This is a genomic window from Pseudoduganella sp. jia 12, assembly GCF_055502675.1.
On the sequence record NZ_JBUXKP010000005.1, the window covers coordinates 98,799 to 113,938 of the forward strand.

Genomic DNA, 15,140 nt, shown 5'->3' on the forward strand with positions numbered 1-15,140 from the left:
AGCCATAACATGAACGCCCATCAAAAGTTCTTGGCCAGTACGGCCGAAGTCGACAGCGCCGCCATCGCGCCGCTGCCCAATTCCCGCAAGATCTACGTGACCGGCAGCCGGCCGGACATCCGCGTGCCGATGCGCGAAATCACCCAGGCGGATACGTCCGCCTCGTTCGGCCACGAAGTCAATCCGCCGGTGACGGTGTACGACACCTCCGGCCCGTACACGGATCCGGCGGTGCCGATCGACATCCGTGCCGGCCTGGCCTCGGTGCGCGCCGCCTGGATCGCCGAGCGCGGCGATACCGAGGAGCTGGCTGGCCCGACGTCCGATTACGGCAAGGCACGCCTGGCCGATGCGTCGCTCGATGCGCTGCGCTTCGACCTGCACCGCACGCCGCGCTGCGCGAAAGCCGGCGCCTGCGTGACGCAGATGCATTACGCACGGCGCGGCATCGTCACGCCCGAGATGGAATACGTGGCGATCCGCGAAAACATGCGCCGGCGCGAGTACATCGATGCCATGCGTGCCGCGGGCCCGCTGGGCACGAGGATGGCGGACCTGCTGGGCCGCCAGCACCGCGGCGAGTCGTTCGGCGCCGCCATCCCGCAGGAAATCACGGCCGAATTCGTGCGCGAGGAAATCGCCCGCGGCCGCGCGATCATCCCCGCCAACATCAACCACCCGGAACTGGAGCCGATGATCATCGGCCGCAATTTCCTCGTGAAGGTCAATGCCAATATCGGCAACTCCGCCGTCACATCGTCGATCGGCGAGGAAGTGGAGAAGATGACGTGGGCGATCCGCTGGGGTGGCGACACGGTGATGGACCTGTCCACCGGCAAGCATATCCATGAAACGCGCGAATGGATCGTGCGTAACAGCCCGGTGCCGATCGGCACCGTACCGATCTACCAGGCGCTGGAAAAGGTCAACGGCAAGGCCGAGGACCTGACATGGGAGATCTTCCGCGACACGCTGATCGAGCAGGCGGAGCAGGGCGTCGACTACTTCACGATCCACGCCGGCGTGCTGCTGCGCTACGTGCCGCTGACGGCGAACCGGCTCACCGGCATCGTGTCGCGCGGCGGCTCGATCATGGCCAAGTGGTGCCTGGCGCACCACAAGGAAAACTTCCTGTACACCCATTTCGAAGACATCTGCCAGATCATGAAGGCGTACGACGTGTCGTTCAGCCTGGGCGATGGCCTGCGCCCCGGCTCGATCTACGACGCCAACGATGATGCCCAGCTGGGCGAACTGAGGACGCTGGGCGAACTCACGCAAGTCGCCTGGAAGCACGACGTGCAGGTGATGATCGAAGGCCCCGGCCACGTGCCGATGCAGCTGATCAAGGAGAACATGGACCTGCAGCTGGAGCAATGCGGCGAGGCGCCGTTCTACACGCTTGGCCCGTTGACCACCGATATCGCGCCGGGCTACGACCATATCACCTCCGGCATCGGCGCCGCGCAGATCGGCTGGTACGGCACCGCGATGCTGTGCTACGTGACGCCGAAGGAACACCTGGGCCTGCCGAACAAGGACGACGTCAAGGAAGGCATGATCACCTACAAGATCGCCGCCCACGCCGCCGACTTGGCCAAGGGCCACCCGGGCGCGCAGATCCGCGACAACGCCCTGTCGAAGGCGCGCTTTGAATTCCGCTGGGAAGACCAGTTCAACCTGGGCCTCGACCCCGACCGCGCCCGCGCCTTCCACGACGAAACGCTGCCGAAGGAATCGTCGAAGGTGGCCCACTTCTGTTCGATGTGCGGCCCGCACTTCTGCTCGATGAAGATCACGCAGGAAGTGCGCGAATACGCCGCCAGCGGCATGCAGGAAAAAGCCATCGAGTTCGTCAAGACGGGCAGCCAGCTCTACAGCAAGGCATAGCGCAACATTCCCAAAAACCGGGGTCAGACCCCAATTTTTGGAAATATTTCCTGAAACTGGGGTCTGACCCCGGTTTTTAGCAACTTTTGGAAGACGCAAATGGAAATCGTGCTGAACGGGGCGCCGCGCGCGTTGCCGCCGGGGCAGACCCTGGCGGAGCTCATCGCGGCGCTGGAGCTGGAAGGCCAGGCGCTGGCGCTGGCCGTCAATCGCAGTGTCGTGCCGCGGCAACGCTGGGGCGACGTGGCGCTGAGTGCGCAGGATCGCGTGGATATCGTCCGCGCCATCGGCGGTGGATGAACAAAAGGAGACAGACAATGCAAACGAACGATGAAGACCTGCTCACCATCGCAGGCCGGCAATACCGCTCGCGCCTGCTGGTAGGCAGCGGCAAGTACCGCGACCTGGAACAGACCCGTGCCGCCACCCTGGCGGCCGGCGCGGAAATCATCACGGTGGCGATCCGCCGCGTGAACATCGGCCAGGATCCCCATGCGCCGAACCTGCTGGACGTGGTGCCGCCATCGGAATTCACGATCCTGCCCAATACGGCCGGCTGCTACACGGCGAAGGATGCGGTGTACACGCTGCAGCTGGCGCGCGAACTGCTCGATGGCCACAAGCTCGTGAAGCTGGAAGTGCTGGGCGACGAGAGGACGCTGTTCCCGAACATGCCCGAAACGCTGGTCGCCGCAAAGGAGCTCGTGAAGGACGGCTTCGATGTGATGGTCTATTGCAGCGACGATCCGATCCAGGCGCGCATGCTGGAAGACATCGGCTGCGTGGCCGTGATGCCGCTGGCCTCGCTGATCGGTTCCGGCATGGGCATCCTCAACCCGTGGAACCTGTCGCTGATCATCGAGCAGGCCAATGTGCCGGTGCTGGTCGATGCCGGCGTGGGCACGGCATCGGACGCGGCGATCGCCATGGAGCTCGGTTGCGACGGTGTGCTGATGAACACGGCCATCGCCGCGGCGCGCGATCCGGTGCGGATGGCACGGGCGATGCGCCTGGCCGTGGAGGCGGGGCGCGATGCGTACCTGGCCGGCCGCATGCCGCGCAAGTTCGCCGCGTCGCCATCGTCGCCGATGGCCGGCCGGCTGGCATGAAGGACCCGCAATGAGCCACAGGCCCTGCGTGCTGGTATTCGCCGGCGCCGACCCTTCGGGCGGTGCCGGCATCGCTGCCGATGTGGGCGCCATCGCGGCGCTCGATGCGCACCCGCTGCCCGTGATCACGGCGCTGACGGTGCAGGACAACAACCGGGTGCACGAAGTGCTGCCGGTCGAGCATGACGTGGTGATGCGCCAGGCGCTGGCGGTGGCCGCGGCGTTCCGCATCAGCGCCGTCAAGATCGGCATTCCCGGCAACCTGGAAAACGCCCAGGCGATCGCCCGCGTGATCGGTGGCCTGCGCGAGGAAAACCCCGCGCTGCCGGTGGTGCTGGACCCGGTGCTGGCCAGCGGCAATGGCGACCGGCTGGGGCGCGGCGGCAGTGCCATCGCTGCGCTGGCGCCGCTCCTGCCGTTGACGACCGTGATCACGCCGAACGGCCCGGAGGCGGCCGCGCTGGCAAGGGCGCACCGGCAGGACATTCCGCCGCCATCGAGCGATGTGGCGGAACTGGCGCATGCGCAGGTGCTGCGGCAGATCGGCTGCGAACACGTGCTCGTGACCGGCGGGCACGGCGGCGGCAATTCCGTCGTCAACCGCTGGCTGGGGCCGGCCCGGCAACAGAACTGGCACTGGCCCCGGCTGGAAGGGGAATTCCACGGCAGCGGCTGCACACTGGCCGCGGCGGTGGCCGCGCTGCTGGCACAGGGGTGCCCGGTCGCGCAGGCGCTGGCCAGGGCCCAGGCCTATACCCACCGCACGCTGGAAGCCTCGTACGCGATCGCGGCCGGCCAGCGGATACCGTTGCGCTAACACAGGAGAATTCGAATGCACGGACTTTATCTGGTCACTCCCGACTGGGACGATACCGCCGCGCTGCTGGCATGCACCGAGGCGGCACTGGGCGCCGGGGTGGCGCTGCTGCAGTACCGGCACAAGACGGCATCGCCGGAACTGCGCCGCGAGCAGGCGGCCGCGCTGCTGGCGCTGTGCCGCCGTCACGGCGTGCCGTTCATCGTCAACGATTTCGTGGACCTGGCCCGCGAGCTCGATGCCGATGGCGTGCACGTGGGCGGTACCGACGTGTCGGTGGCGCAGGCGCGCGACAGCGTGGGTCCGGCAAAGATCGTTGGCGCTTCGTGCTACGGCGACTTGCAGCTGGCAATCGATGCCGAACGGTCCGGCGCCAGCTACGTGGCGTTCGGCGGTTTCTATCCGTCGCGCGTCAAGCGCTACGCGGTCACCACGCCGCCCTCGATCGTCGACGATGCCCGCGCCGCCGTGCGCGTGCCTTGCGTGGTCATCGGCGGCATGACGCCGGAAAACGCCGCGCCGCTGGTGGCGCGCGGCGCGCACATGGTGGCGGCGATCAGCAGCGTGTACGGTGCGCCGGACGTGGCCGCCGCCGCTGGCGCGTTCGGGCGGCTTTTCGCGCCGCGCTGACCGGCGCCCCTGCCGGTGAAGCAGTTGATGTGGTAAATGTGGTAGCCGGTCATCGCACGATCCGTGTGACCGTGAATCCCCTTGCCGGCGCATCAAACGCCCGTATAATCGGTCCAAGTTCATTGACCGATTGCCCGACATGCCCGCACCCGCCGCCGCAAAACGCCTGATCCTGATCGTCGACGACGACCAGCTCCTTGCCGAATTCCTCAGCGTGGTCCTGCGCAATGCCGGATATGAAACAGTGCAGGCCCATTCGGCCGACCATGCGCTGCGCCTGGTGGCCGAGCGCGAGCCGGACATGGCGCTGCTGGATATCCACATGCCCGGCATGTCCGGCCTGGAACTGGCCAAGCAGCTGAACCGTGAAACGTCGGTGCCGTTCATGTTCCTGTCCGGCCGCGGCGATGCCGATGCCGGCAAGCAGGCCGCCGCCTACGGCGCGGTCGGCTTCCTCGTCAAGCCGGTCGATGAAAAGCAGTTGATGCCGGCATTCGAAGCGGGGCTGGCACGGGCGGATGAGATCCGCCAGCTGCGCCGTACCGAACTGAACCTGAATGCCGCGCTGGCCGCCGGCCGTGAGACGAGCCTGGCGGTCGGGTTACTGATGTGCAAATTCCAGACGGACCGCAACACCGCTTTCGAAGTGCTGCGCGACCATGCCCGCTCGAGCCGGCGCAAGGTCAACGAAGTGGCGGACCAGCTGCTTGCCGCCGAGGAAACGTTGAACAGCCTGCATGGAGCGTTCAATGCTCGCCTAAAGAAATAATTGTTTCCATAGCGAACTAATTTAGGTTAAGCTTTCTGCAGGTTCCAAGTTTTAATATTTACGCACCGGTTCCCGGTGCGGCTTCAACGTTACGGCTGCCTCACCATCGCGGCCGAGCTTCAATCATCGGCCCAACTCCGCCGACTTGCATCCCGGACACCAATCGACCCCGCTGCCGCGGCGCATGGTTCCAGGCCCTGCAGTATCCCCAGCGGAGAGAACGATGAACATGACCGATGCCCTCGAGGCTTTCAAGCCGATGGCCCCAGCGCCCCACGTGCTGCACGTGGATGCCGACGATACCACCGCCCTGATCCTGGCCACCCTGCTGGTGCCGGAAATCCGCGTGAGCCGCGCGGCCACGATGGAGGCGGCCGCGGCCCGGCTGGAAAGAGAGCGATTCGACCTGATCATCGTGGATGCCGACCTGCCGGACGGCGACGGCCAGGTGCTGGTGGACGAAGTGCGCGCGCGGGGCTCCCATACCCCGGTGCTGCTGTACTCGGCGCGCCAGCCCAGCCTGCACCACCAGGCCCATGCCTACCTGCCGAAGCCGTGGACGTCGCCACGCCAGGTATGGCAGGCGGTCTGCCGGCTGCTGGAGCTCGACCTGGCCGCCGTGCGCTGATCGTGCGCTGATCGTGCCCTGATTCGTGCGCTGATTACCGCCGGACACCCGGCTTTTCATCGTTTGCTATGATGGCGGTTTTTATACCTCCGAGGAACGCGAACGATGAAAACCAGGGCAGCAGTGGCATGGCAGGCGGGCGCTCCGCTGACGATCGAAGAAGTCGAGCTGGGCGGTCCGAAGGAAGGCGAAGTCCTCGTCGAGATCAAGGCCACCGGCATTTGCCACACCGATTACTACACGCTGTCCGGCGCCGATCCGGAAGGCATTTTCCCGGCCATTCTCGGCCATGAAGGCGCCGGCGTCGTCGTCGACGTGGGCCCGGGCGTGAAAAGCCTGAAGAAGGACGACCACGTCATCCCCCTGTACACGCCGGAATGCCGGCAGTGCAAGTTCTGCCTGTCGCAAAAGACCAACCTGTGCCAGGCGATCCGCTCCACGCAGGGCCGCGGCCTGATGCCGGATGCGACGAGCCGCTTCTCCCTCGACGGCAAGCCCATTTTCCATTACATGGGCACGTCCACCTTCTCGAACTACATCGTGGTGCCGGAAATCGCGCTGGCGAAGATCCGCGAGGATGCGCCGTTCGACAAGGTTTGCTACATCGGTTGCGGCGTCACCACCGGCGTGGGCGCCGTGCTGTTCACCGCCAAGGTGGAGGCGGGCGCCAATGTGGTCGTGTTCGGCCTTGGCGGCATTGGCCTGAACGTGATCCAGGCGGCGAAGATGGTGGGCGCGGACAAGATCATCGGCGTCGACATCAACCCGGCCCGCGAAGCGATGGCGCGCCAGTTCGGCATGACGCATTTCATCAACCCGAACGACGTGGAGAACGTCGTCGACTCGATCATCCAGTTGACCGATGGCGGCGCCGACTACAGCTTCGAGTGCGTGGGCAACACCACGCTGATGCGCCAGGCGCTCGAGTGCTGCCACAAGGGCTGGGGCAAGTCGATCATCATCGGCGTGGCCGCGGCCGGCCAGGAAATCTCGACCCGGCCATTCCAGCTGGTGACCGGCCGGGAATGGAAGGGGTCCGCGTTCGGCGGCGCGCGCGGCCGCACCGACGTGCCGAAGATCGTCGACTGGTACATGGACGGCAAGCTCAACATCGACGACCTGATCACCCACAAGCTGTCGCTGGACCAGATCAACGAAGGGTTCGACCTGATGAAGAAGGGCGAGTCGATCCGCTCGGTCGTGATGTATTGACGGGAGGCGGTGCCTGTTGCCGCCAGTGGGGTACCTGGCAACGGCATGGCGGTGAAAAGCGATGGATTTTCGTGTCAGGCCAGGCGGAAATTTCCCGGAATAGCTGGCTCTCCCGGGGAATTTCAACGGGCTTGGCGCAGAACGTAAAATGCGTACACGCGTTGATCCACGATCCGTTGCCAGGCGACCCACTAGTGCGACAGGCACGCCATGCAGCCTTGAAATGTGGCATAGTGCGGGTATGAAAGCGCTCAAAAGCCAGCTGGCATCAGAAGTCCTTGCCGATCCGGTCGCCCGGAAGCACTTGCGCGAGTTTCTTACCCGCGGTGCATCCGATGGCGCGCCGCGCAGCGAATTCGAGTTCCGCCGGCCCAACGGCGAAACGGTCAAGATCAGCCCCCGGATCGTGCCCAAGGCCAAAGCTGCCTGAAGGGGCAGACTGCAGCGCAGACTTTACAGCAGAATTTACCGCAGACTTTATCGACGACTTTCTCGACAAATATGAACGTAGCCCTGCCTGCGCTCATCATCTTTTTCGTTCTTCTCCCCGGTTTCATCTTCCGTATCCGCTTCAAGCGGGTCGAACGCACCTCCCTCGATTTTTCACCCTTCGGCCGGATCGCCGCCGGCGCCGTGATCTCGGCCGCGGTTGCGCATCTGGCGTGGCTGGCCCTGTCCTGTCTCCTGTTCGGCCAGCGCTTCGAACCGCTCGTGCTGATGCAGCTGCTGTCGTCCGCCCCCGCCAGCCAGATCGAAGCGGCTGCGGCGGTCGCGAACGATTTCGACTGGATCGCCGCGTATTTCGTCACCTTGCTGTTCGCGTCGTTCGCGGTGCCGATGCTGCTGCGCTGGGCGATCACGAAGTACCGGCTCGACCGCGCGTCGTCGCCGCTGCGCCCCATGCTGCGCTTCCATGAGGCGCCCTGGTACTACCTCCTCACGGGGGCGGATTTCGAAGAGGATGAGGCGCCGGATTTCGTGATCGTCGCGGCGATCGTCGAAGTGGGCAAGGAAGCCATGCTGTACACGGGCGTTCTGGACAATTTCTATTTCGATTCGGAAGGGCAGCTCGACCGGCTGGTACTGCAAGGCGTTGCCCGCAGGTCCCTGGCAAGGGACAAGAGCGCAGCCGACGAAGCAGAGGAAGCCGACCGCTTCTATCAGGTCGACGGCGACTCGTTCGTGCTTCGCTACAGCGAGATGATCACGCTGAACGTGCAGTACGTGCATCTCGGCTAAGCCGTCCAATACGCCTTTCCCACCGTCCGTCGCAAATCCCGAACAGGGCCGCGAGCCTTGGCTATAGTTCAATGCGCCCGTCGCATCCCGATCTAGACAAAAAGTTCTAGACAAAATTTTCTACATAATTTACTCTGGTTTCCACTTCACCAGGAGCCGCCATGCCGCAGAACGATCACCGGTTCACCCTCGTTGCCCGCATCGCCGCTGGAGCCGCGCAATGAACGTTTTCTTCGATACGCTGGTGCCGGCGCTGGGCTGGTCGCTGCTGCATTTCGTCTGGCAGGGGCTGCTGATCGGCTGGGCCGCGGCGCTGGCGCTGCACCTGCTGCGCAATGCCCGGCCGCAGGCCCGCTATGCCGTCGCCTGCGCCGCGTTGCTGCTGTGTGCGGCACTGCCTGCCGGCGGCATCGCGTGGCGTGTGCAGGAAGCGCTGCAGGCCGGCTATGCGGTGCCCGTGCCGCGCGACCCGCTGCTCGGGGCCGTGGGCGCCGGTGCGATCCCGGCCGCGCAGGTGCCGGTGCTGGTCGATGCCGACCAGCTGACATCGTTCGAATACCTGTTGCGCCGCCAGATGCCATGGCTGGTGCTGCTATGGGCGGGCGGCGCCGCGCTGATGACGCTGCGCCTGTCGCTGGGCTTGCAATGGGTACGCCAGCGCACGCTGGCAGGCCATCATCGCCCCGATACCGGGTGGCAGGAGCGTCTGGACCGCCTCGCGCTGCGCATGGACATCGGGCGGCAGGTCATGCTCGGCGTGTCGGACGAAGACCTGGAAGGCCCGATGACGGCCGGCTGCTGGCGGCCCGTCGTGCTGTTGCCGGCCTCGCTGGTGACGGGCATGCCGCCGCACCTGCTGGAAGCCTTGCTGGCGCATGAACTTGCGCATATCCGGCGCCACGATTACTTCGTGAACCTGGTACAGAGCGCCATCGAAATCCTGTTGTTCTACCACCCGAGCGTGTGGATGCTGAGCCGGCGCATCCGCATCGAACGGGAACAGATCGCCGATGACCTGGCGGCCGCAGTTCTTGGCGAACCGCGGCGCCTGGCCCTGGCATTGTCCGAGCTGGACAAGTTCCAGTTCGCCACCTCGCACTTCGCCCCCGCGGCACAAGGAGGAGACCTCATGTCACGTATCAAACGCCTGATCCGCCCCGACGCGCAACCACTCACCTGGAAGATCGCGGCACCGCTGCTTGGCCTGTGCACTGCCTGCGTGATGCTGTATGCCCATGCGCAACCGGAAATGCCGTCCACGACAGCGCGAACCGCCGGCACGTCCGTCGCCGGCCGCGATGCCGGCGCCGAGGAAGCGGCCGAAGCCGCCAGGGCAGCGACGGTCGCGGCCGTGGCGCAAGCCGCTGCCGCGCAGGAAGCCACGCGGGCCGCCAGGGACGCGGCGGCGGCCGGGGTCGAAGCAGGCGCTGCCGCGGCCGAAGCCGCCCGCGCCGCCACCCTGCATCGCACGGATGCCGGCTGGTCGGCACCCGTGCCGCCCGAACCGCCGGCCCCGCCCGATGCGCCCGATGCGCCCGACGCGCCCCCGGCGCCGCCCATGGCAAGGATGGCCGTGCCGGACGCCCCGCCCGCACCTCCAGCGCCACCGATGACGAAAATGGCGGCCCCCGCCGCACCCGCCGCACCCATGATGGCGGCACCGGTTCCACCCGCGCCCCCCGCGCCGCCGGCACCGCCGATCGGGCTGCGCGATGGCGCGACGGTCGTCCACCCGGGCCATGCGGCCGTATCGTATGCGGTCGTGCGCGGCGACAACGCCCCGGTGCGCAACTTCGCCCTCGATCCGCGCGACTTGCCCGATCTGCACCAGGCGAAGGAAGCCATCGGAGGCGATTTCGTCTGGTTCAGGAAGGATGGCAAGCGCTACGTGGTCAAGGATGCGGCGCTCGTTGCCCGGGTGAGCAGCGCCTGGGCACCGTCGGAAAAGCTCGCCGCCGACATGGAAAAGCAGGGCGCTTCGATGGACCGGCACGGCAAGGAGATCGGGGCGATCGGTGCGCAGATCGGCGCCCAGGTTGCCACGCTGTTCAATGAAGAGCTCACGCGCAATACCGAACACCAGTTGAGCGCACTGGCAAGCAAGCAGGAGCGCCTTGGCCGGCAGCAGGAAGAACTGGGCCGGCGCATGGCTTCGGCCGGCAGCGACGCCAGCCGCGAATCGCTGTCGCGCCAGATGGACGCCATCGGCAAGCAGATGGCGCTGCTGCAGCAGCGCATGGCCCGCCTGTCCGAAACGATGGCGCGCGAGCACCGGAAGGCAAGCGCCGACCGCGAACCCATGAAAACCCTGCATGCCCGGATGGCCGAGCTGACGAAACCGATGGAGGAACTGGCCCGCAAGGCCGCCGAGCTGGGCCGCGAACAGGGCCGGCTGAGCAGCGAGGCCGACAAGGCAACCCGCGCGCTGATCGATGAAGCGCTGCGCCAGGGGCGGGCTACCGAGGTGGGGCGCAAGCAGGGCTGAAACCGATGCAAAAAAACCGGTGACAGGAAGGAGAGTTGGCCTGCAGGCCAACTCCGTTACGCAGGCGTGGAGCATGCTCCACAACACCCTGCTTCACCACCGGTTTCTTTGGAATATTCCAAAAGAATGGGTGTCTGTCACCGGTTTCGACGCAGTGGGTATCAGCATCATACGAAAACCGGTGTCTGACACTGTTTCCCGGCGGGAAAGGGTGTCAGACACCGGTGCGAGATACCTACCGCCCCAGCCGCTCCAGCTTCGCCACCGACAGGTCCAGCACCTTCATGCCGGCGCTGCCGAAGTTGATCTGCGCGCGGCAATTGGCACCGCTGCCCTCGATGTTGACGATGACGCCTTCGCCGAACTTGGCATGCGCGACGGATTCGCCGATGCGCCAGCCGGCGCCGCCGGTGGATTTCTGCGCGATGCGCTGGGCGATCGCGTTGTCGCTGCCGCCATTCAGTTGCACGTCTTCCCATTGCGCCTTCTTGTTGGCGAACCAGTGCGCCTGTACGCGCGGCGACAGCCACTTCAGCGATTCCTCCGGCAATTCGTCGAAGAAGCGCGACTTCATGTTGTAGCGCGTTTGCCCGTGCAGCATGCGCGTCTGGCAGAAGCACATGTACAGGCGCTTGCGGGCCCGGGTAATGGCCACGTACATCAGCCGCCGTTCTTCCTCGACGCCGCCTTCTTCCTTCGAGCTGCTCTCGTGCGGGAACAGGCCTTCTTCCAGGCCGGTGATGAACACGTTGTCGAATTCCAGGCCCTTGGCCGAGTGCACCGTCATCAGCTGCATCGCATCCTGGCCGGCCTGTGCCTGGTTGTCGCCCGCTTCGAGCGACGCGTGCGCGAGGAACGCCGACAGCGGCGACATCACGGTCGACAGCGGCGCATCGGCATCCATGATTTCCACGCCGTCGGCATTGATGATCGCGGCGCCTGCCTGGGCTTCGGACGGCGGGCCCAGGTGCGCGGGCGCGCCCTGGCCATAGCCTTCCTCGCCCACGAACTGGGTGGCCGCGCTGACCATCTGCTCCAGGTTTTCCACCCGGTCGGCGCCTTCCTTTTCGTTGGCATAGTGCTGCAGCAGGCCGGAGGCTTCCAGCGTGATGCGCACCAGTTCCGGCAGCGCCATCTGCTGCGTCTCGAAGCGCACGCCCTCGATCAGCTTCACGAAGCCGCCCAGCGACGTGCCGGCCTTGCCCACCATGTAGGGCACCGCGGCATACATCGAGATGCCATAGGCTTCGGCCGCATTTTGCAACTGCTCCAGCGTGCGTGCGCCGATACCCCGTGCCGGGAAGTTGACCACGCGCAGGAAGGCCGAATCGTTGTGCGGATTGTCCATCAGCTGCAGGTAGGCGATCGCGTGCTTCACCTCGGCGCGCTGGAAGTAGCGCAGGCCGCCGTACACCGTGTACGGGATGCCGGCCGAGAACAGCGCATGCTCGATGACGCGCGATTGCGCATTCGAGCGGTACAGCACGGCGATCTCGCTGCGCCGCGTGCCTTCGCCGATCAGGTTCTTTGCCTCGTCGACGAGCCATTGCGCTTCCTGCAGGTCGGACGTGGCTTCGTACACGCGCACCGGTTCGCCGTGGCCCGCGTCCGTGCGCAGGTTCTTGCCCAGGCGGCGGCTGTTGTTCGCGATCAGCACGTTGGCCGCATCGAGGATGTGGCCGTGCGAGCGGTAGTTCTGCTCCAGCTTGATCAGGTTCTTCACGCTGAACTCGGACTCGAACGCCGCCATGTTGCCCACGTTCGCGCCGCGGAAGGCATAGATGCTCTGGTCGTCGTCGCCCACGGCGAACAGCGCGCCGCCATGCCCGGTGCCGTGGCCGGCGATCAGCTTCAGCCACGCGTATTGCAGGTTGTTCGTATCCTGGAACTCGTCGACGAGGATGTGGCGGAAGCGCTGCTGGTAATGCTCGCGCAGCGGCTGGTTGCGCGACAGCAGTTCATAGGTGCGCAGCAGCAGCTCGGCGAAGTCGACGACGCCTTCGCGCTGGCACTGGTCGTCGTACAGCTGGTACAGCTCGGCCAGCTTGCGTTCATTGGCGTCATACGCCTCGACCTGGCTGGCGCGCAAGCCCTGGTCCTTGTTGTTGTTGATGAAATACATCACCGATTTCGGCGGGAATTTTTCATCGTCGATATTGTTCGCCTTCAGCAGGCGCTTGATCATCGACAGCTGGTCTTGCGTGTCGAGGATCTGGAACGACTGGGGCAGGGCGGCATCGCGGTAGTGGGTGCGCAGCAGGCGGTTGCACAGGCCGTGGAACGTGCCGATCCACATGCCGCGTGTATTGATCGGCATCATTCCCGACAGGCGCGCCAGCATTTCCTTGGCTGCCTTGTTGGTGAACGTGACGGCGAGAATGCCGCCCGGCGACACCTGCCCGGTCTGGATCAGCCAGGCGATGCGCGTGGTCAGCACGCGCGTCTTGCCCGAGCCGGCGCCCGCCAGGATCAGGGCGTTTTGCGGCGGCAGGGTGACGGCGGCGAGTTGTTCGGGATTGAGGTTGTGGAGGAGATTCTGCATCCCGCCATTATACCTTTCGGACCCCGCCGGTTCGTGTGCCGGCGTGCCGTCTCAGGGCTTCAGGGCGGGATCGGCGTCGCCAGGCGGCGCCGAAAAAATGTGTGCATAGGCCACGAACAGCGCGCAATGGGCCACGCCATACAGCACCTCGGAAAACATGCGCATCAACGCGAAGCCGATCGAGCCGAAGCCGAACAGCGCGCGCACCAGCAGCAGCAGGACGACCGTGATCGCGAACAGGCTGACGGCGAACATGAAGAACGCGCCGGCCGCGCGCTTGATCGCGAAGAAGCTGTAGAACAGCGCCTTGCCGGGCCCCATGCCGTTCCATTGCACGAGCGGTGCGGCGAAACTGATCACCAGCAGCGCCGGGATATAGAGCAGGGCCGTGGTCAGCATCGTTGGCACCAGGCCGGACTCGAGCACCAGTTCCCGGTTCGTTTGCAGTTCGGCCAGCGTGGCATCGCGCAATGCATCGGTATTGGCGAACAGCAGCACGCCGATGGCGCCGGCGGCCAGGAATACCAGCAAGTGGATCACGCCGAGCATGCACAGCTTGCGCAGCGCGGGGCCGCGGAAGCCCGCGACCAGCATGGCGGGCATCACCGGCTTGCCGTCGCCGATCTCGCGCGCCGCCGTCATGAAACCGATCGCGAACACGGGCATCAGCACGCTGTGCGCGATCTGCCCGACGAGCGGCACCACGAGCAGCAACGTGGTCAGCAGCATGTAACCGAAGAACAGCGTGGACAGGCCGGCCGGCTGCTTCTTCAGCATGCCGAAGCCCTGTTTCACCCATTCCCATCCTGATCTTGCTGGTGTGTGGTTCATTGGAACAAGCTTGGTGCGGGGGTGGCGATGCGCTCACGCAGGATGCGCTCGAAATGGGTGGGGTCGTGCGGCGTCAGCATTTCCGCTTCGCGCGGCTGGTGCAGGTCGTACAGGCGCGACAGCCAGAAGCGCAGCGCGCCGGCGCGCAGCATCGGTTGCCAGGCTTCCTGCTCGTCGGCCGTGAACGGGCGTACCGCATGATAGGCGTCCAGGAACGCGCGCACGCGCGCTTCGTCGAGCACGCCGGTATCCAGGTCCACGCACCAGTCGTTGATGGTCACGGCCACGTCGAACAGCCAGGTGTCGCAGCCGGCAAAGTAGAAGTCGAAGAAGCCGGTCAGGCGCTCGCCGTCGAACATCACGTTATTGCGGAACAGGTCGGCATGCACCGGGCCCTGCTGCAGGCGGCCATACAGCGCGCTGCCATGGAACGCTTCCTGGAAATGCATCTCGGCGCGCAGCAGCGCGGCTTCCGGCCCGGCCATGTGCGGCAGCACGGCCGGAGCGGCGAAGTGCCACCATGCCAGGCTGCGCAGGTTCGGCTGGTGCAGCGGGAAATCGCGCCCGGCCAGGTGCATGCGCGCGAGCATCGCGCCCACCTCGGCGCAATGCACGGGTTGCGGAGCGAGTTCGGAACTGCCCTCGAGCTTCGACACGATCGCCGCCGGCTTGCCGTGCAGCGGCACGCACAGCTCGCCCTTGTCGTTCGGCACCGGTGCCGGCACCAGCACGCCGCGCGCGGCCAGGTGCTCCATCAAGCGCAGGTAGAACGGCAACTGCTCGAAGCCGAGGTTTTCAAAGATGGTGAGGACGTATTCGCCACGTTCCGTCGTCAGGAAGAAATTGCTGTTTTCGATGCCGGATGCGATGCCTTTGAGGGCGACCGCGCGGCCGAGGGGGAATTGCGCGATCCAGGACTGGACATCGTCCAGGCTGACCGAGGTAAAGACTGCCATGAGAATCAGTAGGGTTCGAGGATGGATGAGCT

At 65.6% G+C, this 15,140-nt stretch carries 14 protein-coding genes; 11 read left to right on the plus strand and 3 right to left on the minus strand.

Going from position 1 to position 15,140, the window contains the following annotated elements:
* Positions 1–9 precede the first annotated feature (9 nt).
* The 11 genes from thiC to ACY65G_RS12640 all read left to right on the plus strand — a co-directional run bounded on the left by thiC (position 10) and on the right by ACY65G_RS12640 (position 10,779).
* Positions 10–1,890, plus strand: a complete 1,881-nt coding sequence (gene thiC, locus ACY65G_RS12590) for a phosphomethylpyrimidine synthase ThiC (protein ID WP_464997700.1) — start codon at positions 10–12, stop codon at positions 1,888–1,890.
* Between the two features lie 99 nt (positions 1,891–1,989).
* Positions 1,990–2,190, plus strand: coding sequence for a sulfur carrier protein ThiS (thiS, locus tag ACY65G_RS12595; RefSeq protein ID WP_464997701.1), 201 nt, complete (start codon positions 1,990–1,992; stop codon positions 2,188–2,190).
* 17 nt (positions 2,191–2,207) lie between these two features.
* Positions 2,208–2,999, plus strand: a complete 792-nt coding sequence (locus ACY65G_RS12600) for a thiazole synthase (RefSeq protein ID WP_464997702.1) — start codon at positions 2,208–2,210, stop codon at positions 2,997–2,999.
* Positions 3,000–3,009: 10 nt separating this feature from the next.
* Complete coding sequence (thiD, locus tag ACY65G_RS12605; protein WP_464997703.1) at positions 3,010–3,816, plus strand: bifunctional hydroxymethylpyrimidine kinase/phosphomethylpyrimidine kinase; 807 nt, start codon at positions 3,010–3,012, stop codon at positions 3,814–3,816.
* 15 nt (positions 3,817–3,831) lie between these two features.
* Positions 3,832–4,446 carry a thiamine phosphate synthase gene (gene thiE, locus ACY65G_RS12610; RefSeq protein WP_464997704.1) on the plus strand — a complete coding sequence of 205 codons (615 nt, stop codon included), beginning with the start codon at positions 3,832–3,834 and terminating at the stop codon, positions 4,444–4,446.
* A gap of 139 nt (positions 4,447–4,585) precedes the next feature.
* Positions 4,586–5,215: an ANTAR domain-containing response regulator gene (locus tag ACY65G_RS12615; protein WP_464997705.1), complete on the plus strand. Its 630-nt coding sequence runs from the start codon at positions 4,586–4,588 to the stop codon at positions 5,213–5,215.
* Positions 5,216–5,438: 223 nt separating this feature from the next.
* A complete protein-coding gene (locus ACY65G_RS12620) occupies positions 5,439–5,843 on the plus strand; it encodes a response regulator (RefSeq protein ID WP_464997706.1) in 405 nt (134 codons plus the stop codon).
* A 105-nt stretch (positions 5,844–5,948) separates the two neighbouring features.
* Positions 5,949–7,055 (plus strand): S-(hydroxymethyl)glutathione dehydrogenase/class III alcohol dehydrogenase, encoded by a 1,107-nt coding sequence (locus ACY65G_RS12625; protein ID WP_464997707.1) that lies wholly within the window; start codon positions 5,949–5,951, stop codon positions 7,053–7,055.
* 241 nt (positions 7,056–7,296) lie between these two features.
* Complete coding sequence (locus ACY65G_RS12630; RefSeq protein WP_155708570.1) at positions 7,297–7,485, plus strand: hypothetical protein; 189 nt, start codon at positions 7,297–7,299, stop codon at positions 7,483–7,485.
* Positions 7,486–7,556: 71 nt separating this feature from the next.
* Positions 7,557–8,294: a DUF6338 family protein gene (locus ACY65G_RS12635; RefSeq protein WP_464997708.1), complete on the plus strand. Its 738-nt coding sequence runs from the start codon at positions 7,557–7,559 to the stop codon at positions 8,292–8,294.
* A 220-nt stretch (positions 8,295–8,514) separates the two neighbouring features.
* Positions 8,515–10,779, plus strand: coding sequence for a M56 family metallopeptidase (locus ACY65G_RS12640; RefSeq protein WP_464997709.1), 2,265 nt, complete (start codon positions 8,515–8,517; stop codon positions 10,777–10,779).
* Between the two features lie 235 nt (positions 10,780–11,014).
* Here ACY65G_RS12640 and ACY65G_RS12645 read toward each other — a convergent pair whose 3' ends face one another.
* The 3 genes from ACY65G_RS12645 to ACY65G_RS12655 are packed head-to-tail and all read right to left on the minus strand — an operon-like array spanning position 11,015 to position 15,108.
* Positions 11,015–13,321: a UvrD-helicase domain-containing protein gene (locus ACY65G_RS12645; protein ID WP_464997710.1), complete on the minus strand. Its 2,307-nt coding sequence runs from the start codon at positions 13,319–13,321 to the stop codon at positions 11,015–11,017.
* Positions 13,322–13,372: 51 nt separating this feature from the next.
* On the minus strand, positions 13,373–14,152 hold the full coding sequence (locus tag ACY65G_RS12650; RefSeq protein ID WP_464997711.1) for a BPSS1780 family membrane protein: 780 nt from the start codon (positions 14,150–14,152) through the stop codon (positions 13,373–13,375).
* Complete coding sequence (locus ACY65G_RS12655) at positions 14,149–15,108, minus strand: homoserine kinase (protein WP_464997712.1); 960 nt, start codon at positions 15,106–15,108, stop codon at positions 14,149–14,151. Before ACY65G_RS12655 ends, ACY65G_RS12650 begins: the two co-directional genes overlap by 4 nt.
* Positions 15,109–15,140 lie beyond the last annotated feature (32 nt).